We start from the raw sequence: 13,748 nt of genomic DNA on the forward strand, positions 1-13,748 counted from the left end.
TTCACACAAAGTTGCTTACGAAAAAAGAATATGGACCTGACCCAGCTTAAAATGTTCTGCGCCGTTGCCGACAGCGGCTCGGTTGTTCGCGCGGCGGAACAGCTTAACCGCGTACCCTCTAATCTCACCACTCGCCTGCGCCAGCTGGAAGAGGAACTCGGCACGGACCTGTTTATTCGCGAAAAGCAGCGCCTGCGGCTGTCGCCGATGGGGCATAACTTTCTCTGCTACGCGCAGCGCATTCTGGCACTCAGCGCCGAAGCGATGGCGATGGCCCACAGCGGCGAACCCGCCGGGCACTTTGCGCTGGGCTCGATGGAGAGCACCGCCGCCAGCCGCCTGCCCTCGCTGCTGGCTGAATTTCATCAGCGTTATAAAAGCGTCACCCTGTCGCTGACCACCGGCACCTCCGGCGAAATCCTCGAGCAGGTACGCGCGGGCACGCTGGCCGCCGCCCTGTCCGACGGGCCGATCAATATGGACGAGCTGAACAGCTGCGTGGCCTTTTCCGAACGGCTGGTGCTGATCTCCAGCCTTGAACACCCGCCAATCGTCGGCCCGGCGGACGCAGCCGGGGCCACGCTGTTTACCTTTCGCCCCAGCTGTTCTTACCGCCAGCGTTTTGAAAACTGGTTTCTTGCCGACGGCGTGCAGCACGGGCCGGTGATGGATATTCCCTCTTACCACGCGATGCTGGCCTGCGTCGCCAGCGGCGGCGGTATCGCCATGCTGCCGGAAGGTGTGCTGACGCTGCTGCCGGGCCATGAACGCGTGCGCCAGCATCCGCTGTCGGCGGAATTCCGCGATACCGACACGCGGCTGGTGTGGCGGCGTGATGCCTTCACGCCAAATGTTGAAGCGTTGAAGTACCTGATTATTGAACAGTTTGATAATAAGTCCAGCGACTGACCGGGCTTATCACCCCCTCTTAACCTTAAACACCCTGCTCACGACCGGAAACCGCCGGATCGGAGTAACTGACAGGAGCATAAAATGCAGATGATTAAAACACGTGCCGCCGTAGCCTGGGCCGCCGGTGAGCCACTGAAGATTGAAGAACTGGATCTGATGCCGCCGCAGAAAGGCGAAGTGCTGGTGCGCATCACCGCCACCGGCGTGTGCCATACCGACGCCTATACCCTGTCGGGTAAAGATCCAGAGGGCGTGTTCCCGGCGGTGCTGGGCCACGAAGGCGGCGGTATTGTTGAAGCCGTGGGCGAAGGCGTGACCAGCGTTGCCGTGGGCGATCACGTGATCCCGCTGTACACGCCGGAATGCGGCAAATGTAAATTCTGTCTGTCCGGCAAGACCAACCTCTGCCAGGCGATCCGCGCCACCCAGGGTAAAGGTCTGATGCCGGACGGTACCACCCGCTTCTTTAAAGACGGTCAGCCTATCTTCCACTATATGGGCACCTCTACCTTCTCCGAGTACACCGTAGTGCCGGAAATCTCACTGGCTAAAATCAGCAAAGAAGCCCCGCTGGAAGAAGTCTGTCTGCTGGGCTGTGGCGTGACTACCGGTATGGGTGCCGTACTGAACACCGCGAAAGTGAAAGAAGGCGACACCGTGGCGATCTTCGGCCTGGGCGGCATTGGTCTGTCGGCGATTATCGGTGCGAAGATGGCGAAAGCCGGTCGCATCATCGGCGTGGATATCAACACCAGCAAGTTCGATCTGGCCACCAAGCTGGGCGCTACCGATCTGATCAACCCGAAAGATTTCGACAAACCGATTCAGGAAGTGATCGTTGAGATGACCGACGGCGGCGTGGACTTCTCCTTCGAGTGCATCGGTAACGTGAACGTGATGCGTTCCGCGCTGGAGTGCTGCCACAAGGGCTGGGGCGAATCGGTGATTATCGGCGTGGCTGGTGCGGGCGAAGAAATTGCCACCCGTCCGTTCCAGCTGGTCACCGGCCGCGTATGGCGCGGTTCCGCGTTCGGCGGCGTGAAGGGTCGCTCGCAGCTGCCGGGCATTGTCGATCGCTATATGAACGGTGAGTTCCAGCTGAACGACTTTATTACCCACACCATGCCGCTGGAAGACATCAACGAGGCGTTCGAGCTGATGCACTCCGGCAAGTCGATCCGTACCGTGGTGCATTTCAATAAATAATAAGCCGGGCACCGGTAAGCTATAGTCAGAGACAGGCTCGTTTTAGCGGGCCTGATTCTGAACGACGACAGAACCCATCAGGAGGATACATGCCATCCACTCTGGAGCTACTTGAAGAACACCGATTGTACGGCGGCTGGCAGCAGCGCTACCGCCATCAGTCAAGCAGCCTGAACTGCACCATGACCTTCAGCATCTTTTTACCCGGCCCGAAAGACGGCACGCCGCCGCCGGTGGTCTGGTGCCTTGCCGGTTTAACCTGCACCGATGAAAACTTCAGCGTGAAGTCCGGCGCACAGCGCGTAGCGGCCGAGCTGGGTCTGGTGCTGGTGATGCCGGATACCAGCCCGCGCGGCGAAGGCGTGGCCAACGACGAGGGTTACGACCTCGGCCAGGGGGCGGGTTTCTACCTTAACGCCACCGAAGCGCCGTGGTCGGCCAATTTTAAGATGTACGACTACATCAACAGCGAGCTGCCCGCGCTGGTTGCCGGTAACTTCAGCGTCAGCGATCGTCAGGCGATTATGGGTCATTCGATGGGCGGACACGGTGCGCTGACCATCGCGCTGCGCAATCCGGGCCGCTTCAGTTCGGCCTCCGCCTTTGCACCGATCGTCAATCCGCTGGAAGTGCCGTGGGGACAGAAAGCGTTTCGCGCCTATCTGGGCGATAATGTGGAAAGCTGGAAGGAGTACGACAGCTGCTGGCTGATGCGCAACAGCGCTAACCAGCTGCCGGTGCTCATCGATCAGGGCGACAGCGATCAGTTCCTCGCCGATCAGCTACGGCCTGAACGCCTGGAGGAGATTGCCCTCGAAGTGGATTTCCCGCTGACCGTGCGCGTGCAGCCGGGCTACGACCACAGCTACTTCTTTATCAGCAGCTTTGTTGAGGACCATTTGCGCTTCCACGCAAAGTATCTGCTGGTGTAGCAGGCAGTTCGGGGCCAGCGGTTTCGCCACTGGCCCCGGCGGGGATTAGAAGGAGTAATCTACCGCGGCAAAGTAACGACGGCCGTCTTCGTTGAAGGTGTAGTCGTCGCGGTTCAGATCTTTGTCACCCAGGTTCATCACCCCAGCGCGCAGCTTGACCGCTTTGGTCGCCTGCCAGGCTCCACCGGCATTCCACATCACATAACCACCCGGCGTCGGGCCGTCTGTGGTCAGTGAGCGGCGCTGTCCGGAGTAGTTCGCCTGCAGGAAGAACGACCAGTCCTGCAGCGGCTTCCAGTCCAGGGTACCGTTGGCGGTGTGCAGCGGCAGCTCCTGAAGTGGCTTGTTACCGCCGCCGCTCAGGTTACGCCCGTCGGTATAGGTGTAGTTCAGTGTCAGCTTCCACCGATCGTTGAACGGCACCGTCATCTCGGTTTCCACACCGGTAATGCGCGCCTTGTTGACGTTGTAGTAGCGGAACGTCGGATTGCCGTTTTCATCCACGCCCACGTAGTTCGGGTAAGTGGGTGCCAGCGCACGATTCGCCGTACGGGCAATATCAATCATATCGTCAACGTTGTTCTGGAAGGCGGTCACGCTGCCGGTCACGCCCTCCAGCAGCCCCTCTTCCCCGGCGTAGTACAGGCCCAGTTCGAAGCTTTCGCTGGTTTCCGGCTTCAGCTCTTTGCTACCGACAATGGTACAGCTGCCGCGGCAGGAACCGCTCTGCCAGTCCGGGCTGAGCTGCAGCAGTGAAGGCGCTTTAAAAGCATTGGCCCAGCCGCCCTTCACGGTAATCGTATCAGTGGCGTTATACACCAGGTAGGCGCGCGGGCTCCAGTGATCGCCGAAGGTCTGGTGATCGTCCATACGCACGCCGGTGGTCAGCGCCAGTGACTCAATAATCCGCCACTCGTCTTCCACAAACAGCGCGTACTGGCTGGCGGAGGTTTTGCCGCTGCCTTTCAGCGTGCCGCTGTCTTCCAGCTTATCGTGGCGCACTTCACCGCCGAAGGTCACTATCTGGTTGATGTCAGCCAGCGGCAGAACCAGTTTTCCGTCCAGCGAGTTGTTTCTCGCTACCGCGTTACCGGCGCTGCTGTTGTAGTTTTCAACGCGATCGCCGTAGAAGCGCAGCTCGGTGTTGCCCCAGTCCCAGCGGCCGTTGTGGCCAAGAGAATAGTTCTGGCGTTCGATGCGGTTTTTATCCAACGAGTCGGAATCACGGTCCTGGCGGTCGAAGCCGTAGCCGAGGCTGATATCCTGCTCTTTGGTCGGGGTCAGCGCGAATTCCACGTTGGTGTTGCGGTTGGTGTAACCCTCAATGCGCGGCGACAGGCCGTTGGCAGCGGTATCTGAGTGCTGCTGTTTGTCTTTTTCGCGCTTGCCGAGATTGCCGTACAACTTCACACCCAGCAGATCGTCAATCAGCGGACCGCTGGTGAAGAAGCTGCCATTGTAGCTGTCGCCGCGATCGCGATGTTCCTGCACGGTCGTATCCGCACTCAGGGTTCCGTGCCAGGCTTTGCCGACTTTACGGGTAATAATGTTCACCACGCCACCCAGCGCATCGGAACCGTACAGCGAGGACATCGGCCCGCGGACCACTTCGATACGCTCGATGGCATCGGCCGGTATCCAGTTAAGGTCGAAGTCGTTATGGCGGAAGGCCGCATTACGCGAGTTAACGCGCTTGCCGTCAACCAGGATCAGCGTATAGCTGCTGTTGAGGCCGCGCAGACTGACGCCCTTACGGTTATCACCTTCGTTGGTCAGCTGTACGCCGGGAACATCACGCAGTACATCGCGCAGATTCTGCACCGGACGGCGCTGAATATCTTCGGCGGTGATCACGCTGATACTGGCCGGCGCATCTTTCAGATTCACTTCGGTTGCCGAAGCGGTCACCACCATTTGCTGTTCACGTTGTTTCGCTTCTTCAACTTCAACGTCTTCAGCCAGCAGCGGGAAGGATAAAATAATAGCAGACGCGCAGAGGCCCCCGCGCATAACAGGGTTCAACCTAAACATAACTTTCTCCATGAATGCAAAGCAGTAACAGCAAAAATGATTACGGCAAATACCGTAATTGACTTATTCGGCGGAGTTTATCCGCTCGGTTTTCCGGTTATATTCCGGTTAATTGACGCTTGTCCTGCGCGGTAAATTGCCGGAGCTGGACGGGCCCCGGCGCGCACTTGCCAGAACTAAAAAGAGGGTGCTTCAACTAATCCATCGATTAATACCTGCGGCGTTCCCAACGTACAGCGTTCAATTCGGCCACGAACGCCGTACACGCGCGCAAGACTCTCCGGAGTAATCACGTCTTCCGGTAAACCATCGGCAATCAGTTCACCGTTTTGCAGCATTAATACATGCTGGCCGTGGCGCAGGGCGATATTGATATCGTGGACCACCACTACGGTGACGATATTTCGCTTCTCCGTTTCACGGCGCACCAGCTCCATGACATGGAACTGATAATTTAAATCAAGCGCGCTGAGCGGCTCATCGAGCAGCAGCAGGCCCGGACGGCGGATCAGCGATTGTGCCAGGCCCACCAGCTGCTTCTGCCCGCCGGAAAGCTGGTCCAGATAGCTCATTGCCAGGTGCGCAATGCCCAGCTGCTCCAGCAGCTCCATCACTTCGGCTTCGCTGGCCGCGCTGCTGCGCCCGCCGGACGCCCGCTGGGCAACGATAATCGACTCCAGCACGTGCAGGTGCACCCCGGCAGGCAGCGACTGCGGCAGATACACCACGCGGCTGGCGCGCTGGGCAAACGGCAGCGTCATCAGCTCTTCACCGTTAAGCCACATTTCACCTTTCGCGCGGTTCAGGCCCGCCAGCGAACGCAGCAGCGTTGACTTGCCGCAGCCGTTCGGCCCCAGCAGCACGGTAATTTTTCCGCGTGGCAAAAGAGGCACGTTGAGGTTGGTAATGATCTGACGCTTTGGATAGCCGGCGTTGAAGCCGCTGATTTTCAGTCCCTGCATCAAATATTCCCCCGATGGCGCAGAATAATACTCAGGAAGAACGGCACGCCGACCAGCGAGGTGACGATGCCAACCGGAATGATCACCCCAGGAATAATGTTCTTCGAGACGACGGAAGCCATCGACAGCACCAGCGCACCGGTCAGCGCACTGGCGGGTAGATAGAAGCGGTGATCTTCACCGAAAATCATGCGCGCGATATGCGGTGCCACCAGGCCGATAAAGCCGATAGGCCCGACGAAGGCCACCGACAGCGCAGAGAGAATACTGATGCGCAGCAGGGTTGCCAGACGCAGGCGGCGCACGTCAATGCCGAAGCTGACTGCGCGATCTTCACCGAGGCGCAGCGCCGTCAGCTTCCACGAACTGAGCAACGACAGCGGCACCAGAATCAGCAGCGCCAGGCACAGCACGCCCAGCTTGTCCCACGAGGCGCGCGCCAGGCTGCCCATGGTCCAGAACACCAGCCCCTGCAGGGTGTCTTCGCTGGCGATAAACTGCATCATCGAGACCAGCGCGTTAAAGGTAAACACCAGCGCGATACCGAACAGCACCACGCCAGAGGTGGCGACTTTGGTCCAGCGGGTGACCGCATCCAGCATCAGCGCGGCAAACAGCGCGAAGACAAAGGCATTGGCGGAGATAAACCACTGATCGGGAATACCGGGAATGCCGATACCAAGAACAATGGCCAGCGCGGCACCGAAGGCGGCGGCGGAAGAGACGCCAAGGGTAAACGGACTGGCCAACGGGTTATTCAGGATGGTCTGCATTTCGGCACCGGCCAGCCCCAGCGCAAGGCCCACAACCACTGCCATCAGCGCATACGGCAGGCGGATATCCCAGACGATAACTCGAGTACCGGCATCGACGGATTCAGGGGAAAGCAGAGTTTGCCACAGTGCGTGCAGCGTCAGGCCGGACGGGCCAAGGGTAAAATCAAGGATTAATGAGGCAACAATCGCCAGAAACAGCACCCCCATCATCAGAAAGCGATGCTTCAGTACCCGATGATAGCGCCCCATTGCACTGTCGGGCGGCGTTACTTCGGATAACTTTACGGGATCGTGGGTCACACTCATCTTCAATACCTGTTCGGGAAAGCCCCGGATCGTTCCCTGGCCGGGAGAAAGGCAAGATTGTAGAAATTATGGAGAGAAAAATAAAGCTAATGATAATACTTATCAATAATATTTGTACCACCGCGCGGGATATAAAAAAGGCGCGAAATTCGCGCCTTTGGAGTTATTCAGCAATATTACTTATCTAATTTTGGAAATTCCATCTCGCTGTATTTCACAAACCGCGTCTTGCGCGTCAGCTTATAGCCGAACCAGATAATCAGGAACAGCGGAATACCAATATAGGTTGCCGCCGCGCCGTACCAGTCAATGGTGTCAGCGAGGAACGCCTGATAGTTCTGACCCAGAGTGATGATCAGGCACAGCACGAAGGCGAAAATCGGCCCCAGCGGGAAGAAACCGGAACGGTAAGGCAAGTCGGCCAGATCGCGGCCCTGGGCGACGTAGCCCCTACGGAAACGATAGTGGCTGATAGCAATTCCCAGCCAGGCGATAAACCCGGTCATCCCGGAGGTATTCAGCAGCCACAGATACACGGTCTGATTACCAAAGATTGAGGTCAGGAAGCACAGACCGGCAATCACGGTGGTCGCGTACAGCGCGTTACGCGGCACCCCCCCCTTCGACAGCTTGCTGAAAATGCGCGGCGCTTTGCCTTCACAGGCCAGAGCGTAAAGCATGCGCGTGGAGGCGTACATGCCGGAGTTGCCCGCCGACAGCACCGCCGTCAGGATCACCGCATTCATCACCGCTGCCGCCGACAGCAGGCCTGCATGCTGGAAGACCAGGGTGAACGGACTGACGCTGATATCTTTAACATCGTTGCGCAGCAGGCTTGGATCGGTGTACGGGATGATCAGGCTGATCACCAGAATCGCAAAGACGTAGAACAGCAGGATACGCCAGAACACCTGACGCACCGCGCGCGGGATATTTTTACCCGGGTCTTCAGATTCACCCGCAGCAATACCGATAAGCTCGGTCCCCTGGAAGGAGAAACCGACAATCATCGCCACGCCGATCATCGCCGCGAAGCCCCCGGCGAACGGCGCATCGCCAATCTGCCAGTTATGCCAGCCGGCGCTTTCGCCGCCGCGCATAATGCCGACGATCATCGCGACGCCGACAATAATAAAGATAATCACGGTAGCGACTTTAATCAGCGAGAACCAGTATTCCGCCTCACCGAAGCCTTTCACCGAAATATAGTTAAGCAGGAAGATCACGCAGAGGAATAACGCACTCCAGATCCAGCCCGGGGTGTCCGGGAACCACCAGCTCATCACCAGCTGCGAGGCCACCAGGTCAACGGCGATAGTCACCGCCCAGTTGTACCAGTAGTTCCAGCCGAGAGCGAAACCGAAGCCTTCTTCTACGTATTTTGCACCGTAGGTGGAGAATGAGCCGGATACCGGCATATACGCGGCAAGCTCACCAAGGCTGGTCATCAGGAAGTAGACCATCAGGCCAATCAGCGCGTAGGAGAGCAGCGCTCCGCCAGGTCCCGCCTGAGAGATGGTCGCACCTGAAGCGACGAAGAGACCGGTACCAATTGAACCGCCAATGGCTATCATCGTTAAGTGACGAGCTTTGAGTTCACGCCTTAACCCAGGCTGTTGTGTTGTTTTTATGTCATGATCCATGTTTAATCGCTGTGCTTTTCTAAAATGAGGCGCGATTGTAACAAACTACCGGGGAGCGTATAGCGATAACGCGACGTTATAAGTTAGCTTCATGATCGTCCGGCGATCATTAGAATAAGACGTGATGACAACGGCAGCGCTGCGACGGTTTTCCCGCCGCACTAGCAATGACAACGACTCTTTACTCTTTGCAGTAGCTGAGGAAACGGCTCAGGGCTTTTGATACGTGCTTCTGCCGGTGGCAGATACGATACAGCGTGCGTTTTAATTTTGGCAGCGGTACGGGCACTTCGACCAGCGTACCCAGCTCCAGCTGCTCGGCGATGGTCCGGCGCGACAGGCAGCTGATCCCCATCCCGTGGCGCACCGCATTTTTTATTGCTTCGGAGTTGCCCAGCTCCAGCGCCAGATCGAACTGCGGCAGGTGTGATAGCAGCAGATAGTCAACGATTTCTCGTGTACCCGACCCCTGCTCACGCAAGATCCACGGTGCCGCCGCCAGGCTTTGCAGCGTCACCGGATGGCTGAGAATGTCCGCACCCGGCGCAGCAAACACCACCAGCTCATCTTCCATCCACGGTTCGGTAATCAACTCGGGCATGTGGCATGGCCCCTCAATCAGACCGATATCAACACGAAAATCAGCGACGTCATTAATCACCTCCTGGCTGTTACCCACACTAAGCTCAAGCGGCAATAATGGAAAATCACGACGGTAGTGGGCGATCATGCCAGGCAGCAGGTAGTTGCCGATGGTGCTGCTGGCGGCTATACGCAGAGAACCGTTATCTTCACGAAACAACTGTTCGATCTCCTGCGCCTGCTCCAGCAGACCAACAGCACGTGGGTACAGCAGGCGACCGTGCTCATTGATTACCAGCCGCTTGCCAACGCGATCGAACAGCTTAACGTCAAGCTGGCCTTCCAGATCGGCCAGTGCGGCGCTAACCGCTGACTGGGACAGGGCCAACACCAGAGAGGCCTGGGTCGTTGACCCGCTTTTAAGTACCTCGGTAAAGACTTCCAGCTGGCGTAAAGTAATGTGCATAATGCTTCCTTAGTCTAAAGATACTGCCTTACAAAACGTGCTGCGATTCCAGCCCTCCGCCGACGCCGCTTAACACTAATAGTGGTTTATAATAAATATATTATCAATTTCTCTTTTAAGCCGAATTCTTACATGATCTCCATGGCTTTTAAGGAGAAACCGATATGACCGACATGACCTACCCTAATGCGCTACCTGTTGCCGTTAAGTTTATACCTGGACTGGCGCTGGCGGCAGGGATTGCCACCCTGGCGACCGCGGCAGGAAGCCTTCCCCAGCTTTCAGGTCTGGGGCTGGGCGCACTGACGCTGGCTATTGTCTTCGGTATCCTTATCGGCAATACGGTTTATCCCTATATTACCCGGCCCTGTAACGATGGGGTGGCTTTCGCCAAACAAAAACTTTTGCGTGTGGGGATCGTTCTGTACGGTTTTCGTCTGACCTTCCAGCAAATTGCCGATGTCGGCGCCAGCGGTATTGTGATTGATATGCTGGTTCTCAGCTCAACGTTTTTCCTTGCCTGCTGGCTGGGGCGTAAAGTTTTTGATCTCGATCGCGAAACCGTCTGGCTTATCGGTGCGGGTAGCAGCATCTGCGGCGCGGCAGCGATTCTGGCAACAGAGCCGGTGGTAAAAGCCGATCCGGCCAAAGTCACCGTCGCCGTTGCCACCGTGGTACTGTTCGGCACCCTGGCTATCTTTCTTTATCCTTTATTGTACCCGCTGGCAGCAGCACTGTTCCCATCTGTTACCGCAGAAAGCTACGGCATTTATATCGGCTCCACCCTGCATGAAGTGGCGCAGGTTGTTGCCACCGGGCATACCCTCGGCACGCAGGCGGAAAATACGGCTGTGATTGCTAAAATGCTGCGGGTGATGATGCTGGCTCCCTTCCTGGTTCTCCTCAGCTGGCAGATTAAACGCCTGCGCCCCGCTGCCGCCCACGGCGCGCAGAAGTCAGCAGTCAGCTTCCCCTGGTTTGCCCTGTTGTTTATCGCTGTAGCCCTGTTCAATTCTTTGCACCTGCTACCGCAAGAGATGATCGGCACCGTTAACCAGTTGGATAACGTGATGCTGGCAATGGCAATGGCTGCACTGGGCGTCACCACCCGTTTTGACCATTTGAAACGTGCCGGGCTGCGGCCGCTGCTGTTGGGTCTGGTGCTGTTTATCTGGCTGATTGTGGGTGGCGGTGCGATTAACCTGCTGGCCGACCATTTGATGGCATAATCTGGCCGCGTTTCCGGTTATCATAGCCGGAGATGACCCAGGCCATTAACAGGAGAACGGCATGAAATTTATCGGTGCCCACGTCAGCGCAGCAGGCGGCGTGGATCAGGCGGTTAAACGCGCCTTTGAGCTGGAAGCAACTGCCTTTGCGCTGTTCACCAAAAATCAGCGCCAGTGGCGCGCAGCACCGCTGACGGACGAGGTAATTTCCGCCTTTCGCAGCGCCTGTGAGCAGTATAACTATGGCCCCGGCCAGATCCTGCCCCACGACAGCTATCTGATTAACCTCGGCCATCCGGTTGAGGAAGCCCTTGAAAAGTCACGCGCTGCCTTCCTTGACGAAGTCACCCGCTGCCAGCAGCTGGGTCTGACGCTGCTGAACTTTCACCCAGGCAGCCATCTTCAACAGATTAGTGAAGACGAGTGCCTGAAGCGTATCGCAGAGTCGATCAATATCGTGCTGGACCAGACCGAGGGCGTTACGGCGGTGATCGAAAACACCGCTGGCCAGGGCAGTAATCTTGGTTTCCGCTTTGAGCACCTGGCGGCGATTATCGATGGCGTGGAGGATAAGTCCCGCGTCGGTGTCTGCATCGATACCTGCCACGCGTTTGCCGGCGGTTACGATCTGCGTACCGAAGAAGAGTGCGTGAAAACCTTCGAGGAGTTTGAGCGGATTGTCGGCTTCCGCTACCTGCGAGGGATGCACCTGAACGATGCGAAGAGTGAGTTTAACAGCCGCGTTGACCGCCATCACAGCCTCGGTGAGGGTAATATCGGTAAGACGGTATTTAGCTGGCTGATGAAAGATGCGCGATTTGACGGTATTCCAATGATTCTGGAAACCATCGATCCGGAAATCTGGAAGGATGAAATTGCCTGGCTGAAGTCAGAGCAGAAGTAAAAACGCAGACGTAGAAGTCAGACGCAAAAAAACGGCCCCGCAGTAGCGAGGCCGTTTTGCTATCGGGCCCAGGCGTTTTACCCTGGCCCAACTGGAGATTACGCTTTCGCCGTTTCCACTTCCGGGCGCTTCAGCACCGCGTAAGTCAGACCTGCCACCAGCGTACCGACTATAATCGCCATCAGGTAACCCAGTACCGGAGTGATTGCACCCGGGATCAGCAGAACAAACAGACCGCCGTGCGGTGCCATCAGTTTGGCACCAATCGCCATGGAGATGGCGCCGGTTACCGCGCCGCCAACGATACAGCATGGCAGTACGCGCATTGGGTCGCGGGCCGCAAACGGAATCGCACCTTCAGAGATAAAGCACAGACCCAGAACCAGCGCGGCTTTGCCGCCTTCCTGCTGACCTTTGTTGAACTTTTTACGTGCAACAATCGTCGCCAGACCCATCGCCAGCGGTGGCACCATACCGGCCGCCATAATCGCCGCCATCGGTCCGTAGGTTGAAGAACTTAGCAGACCCACGCCGAACGCGTAAGCCACCTTGTTCACCGGGCCGCCCATGTCGGTACACATCATGCCGCCAAGAACCGCACCCAGCAGTACCGCGTTCGCCGTACCCATGTTAGCCAGCCAGGTAGTCAGGCCAGACATGATACCGGCAACCGGTTTGCCCACCACGTAGATCATCAGCAGACCGGTGATCAGACTGGCGACCAGCGGAATAATCAGAATCGGCTTCAGTGCTTCCATACTGGTTGGCAGCTTCACCTTCTGACTGAGGAACTTCGCCGCATAACCGGCAATGAAACCGGCAATAATACCGCCGAGGAAGCCTGCGTTGATGCTGGTGGCGATCATACCGCCAATCAGACCCGGAGTCAGACCCGGACGGTCAGCAATGGAGAAGGCGATAAAGCCTGCCAGTACCGGCACCATCAGCGCAAACGCACTGCCGCCACCGATCTGCATCAGTGCCGCAGCCAGCGTGCCCTGCTCTTTAAACGCGGTGATACCGAACGCGAACGACAGCGCGATGCTCAGACCACCGGCCACCACCATTGGCAGCATGTAAGACACGCCGGTCAGCAGGTGACGGTAAGCACCGGTTTTCTCTTTCTTGTCTTCACTCTGTGCGGAAGACTGGCCGCCCTGCGGCTGGTAAGGCTTGGCTTCCGCCACGGCTTTATCCAGCTCCTGCGCGGTTTTCTTCAGCGCCAGACCGGTAGAGGTACGATACATCGGCTTGCCGGCAAACTTGGCCAGGTCCACTTCGATGTCCGCCGCAACGATAACCAGATCGGCCGCCGCGACCTCTTCCGGAGTGATGGCATTGCCTGCACCGACGGAACCACGGGTTTCAACCTTCACCCACCAGCCGCGTTTTTTCGCTTCGGTGTCGATGGCTTCCGCCGCCATAAAGGTGTGCGCTACGCCGGTTGGACAGGCGGTCACCGCAACAATACGTTTCGGGCCAGCGGCAGGCGCAGCCGCTTTCGCTACGGAAACCGGTGCCTGGTACGGCTGGGCATCGGTCTGCGCTTTCGCCAGCACGTCGGCAGGCTGGCGCAGCAGCTGTTCGATATCCGCCAGATAAATGGCTTTACCGTTCAGCGTGCTGTCGGCCGGAATGTTTTTACCGGCAACAATGACCTGGTCTGCTTCTGCCGGGTTATCGGTCAGCGTCAGTCCGGCACTTGCCGCAGCGGCGGTAGTGATGTTTTTTGCCAGATAGCCCGTTGCCAGCCCCAGCGAAGAATCTATGATCAGCAGCGTTTTCATTATGCGTCTCCT

11 protein-coding genes are annotated in these 13,748 nt (G+C 57.6%); 5 read left to right on the forward strand and 6 right to left on the reverse strand.

Annotated features, from left to right (window positions below; all coding sequences use genetic code 11):
- Positions 1–30 precede the first annotated feature (30 nt).
- From ptrR to fghA, 3 genes are all read left to right on the forward strand, one after another.
- Positions 31–909 (forward strand): putrescine utilization regulator PtrR, encoded by an 879-nt coding sequence (gene ptrR, locus JOE09_RS14110; protein WP_205066221.1) that lies wholly within the window; start codon positions 31–33, stop codon positions 907–909.
- Between the two features lie 84 nt (positions 910–993).
- Positions 994–2,118: an S-(hydroxymethyl)glutathione dehydrogenase/class III alcohol dehydrogenase gene (locus tag JOE09_RS14115; protein WP_205066222.1), complete on the forward strand. Its 1,125-nt coding sequence runs from the start codon at positions 994–996 to the stop codon at positions 2,116–2,118.
- Between the two features lie 89 nt (positions 2,119–2,207).
- Positions 2,208–3,050, forward strand: a complete 843-nt coding sequence (gene fghA / locus JOE09_RS14120) for an S-formylglutathione hydrolase (protein WP_205066223.1) — start codon at positions 2,208–2,210, stop codon at positions 3,048–3,050.
- 45 nt (positions 3,051–3,095) lie between these two features.
- Here fghA and cirA read toward each other — a convergent pair whose 3' ends face one another.
- The 5 genes from cirA to yieE all read right to left on the reverse strand — a co-directional run bounded on the left by cirA (position 3,096) and on the right by yieE (position 9,816).
- Positions 3,096–5,081, reverse strand: a complete 1,986-nt coding sequence (gene cirA / locus JOE09_RS14125; RefSeq protein WP_205066224.1) for a catecholate siderophore receptor CirA — start codon at positions 5,079–5,081, stop codon at positions 3,096–3,098.
- 176 nt (positions 5,082–5,257) lie between these two features.
- Positions 5,258–6,043, reverse strand: coding sequence for an ABC transporter ATP-binding protein (locus tag JOE09_RS14130; RefSeq protein ID WP_172606542.1), 786 nt, complete (start codon positions 6,041–6,043; stop codon positions 5,258–5,260).
- Entirely contained in the window at positions 6,043–7,125 is a 1,083-nt protein-coding gene (locus tag JOE09_RS14135; protein WP_200546213.1) for a FecCD family ABC transporter permease, read from the reverse strand. The genes JOE09_RS14130 and JOE09_RS14135 overlap by 1 nt, the downstream gene beginning before the upstream one ends.
- A 176-nt stretch (positions 7,126–7,301) precedes the next feature.
- A complete protein-coding gene (locus tag JOE09_RS14140) occupies positions 7,302–8,768 on the reverse strand; it encodes an amino acid permease (protein ID WP_205066225.1) in 1,467 nt (488 codons plus the stop codon).
- A gap of 181 nt (positions 8,769–8,949) precedes the next feature.
- The gene (gene yieE, locus JOE09_RS14145; protein ID WP_205066226.1) at positions 8,950–9,816 is read right to left on the reverse strand and encodes a DNA-binding transcriptional regulator YeiE; all 867 of its coding nucleotides are present in this window, start codon (positions 9,814–9,816) and stop codon (positions 8,950–8,952) included.
- Between the two features lie 164 nt (positions 9,817–9,980).
- On the opposite strand from yieE, the gene JOE09_RS14150 reads away from it, so the two are divergent.
- Both JOE09_RS14150 and nfo read left to right on the forward strand, forming a co-directional pair.
- The gene (locus tag JOE09_RS14150) at positions 9,981–11,045 is read left to right on the forward strand and encodes a YeiH family putative sulfate export transporter (RefSeq protein WP_205066227.1); all 1,065 of its coding nucleotides are present in this window, start codon (positions 9,981–9,983) and stop codon (positions 11,043–11,045) included.
- Positions 11,046–11,106: 61 nt separating this feature from the next.
- Positions 11,107–11,949: a deoxyribonuclease IV gene (gene nfo, locus JOE09_RS14155; protein ID WP_205066228.1), complete on the forward strand. Its 843-nt coding sequence runs from the start codon at positions 11,107–11,109 to the stop codon at positions 11,947–11,949.
- Positions 11,950–12,047: 98 nt separating this feature from the next.
- On the opposite strand, the gene fruA is transcribed toward nfo, so the two are convergent.
- The gene (gene fruA, locus JOE09_RS14160; protein ID WP_205066229.1) at positions 12,048–13,736 is read right to left on the reverse strand and encodes a PTS fructose transporter subunit IIBC; all 1,689 of its coding nucleotides are present in this window, start codon (positions 13,734–13,736) and stop codon (positions 12,048–12,050) included.
- Between the last annotated feature and the right edge of the window lie 12 nt (positions 13,737–13,748).

The organism is Pantoea coffeiphila (assembly GCF_016909495.1).
In the GTDB taxonomy this organism is placed as follows: domain Bacteria; phylum Pseudomonadota; class Gammaproteobacteria; order Enterobacterales; family Enterobacteriaceae; genus Erwinia; species Erwinia coffeiphila.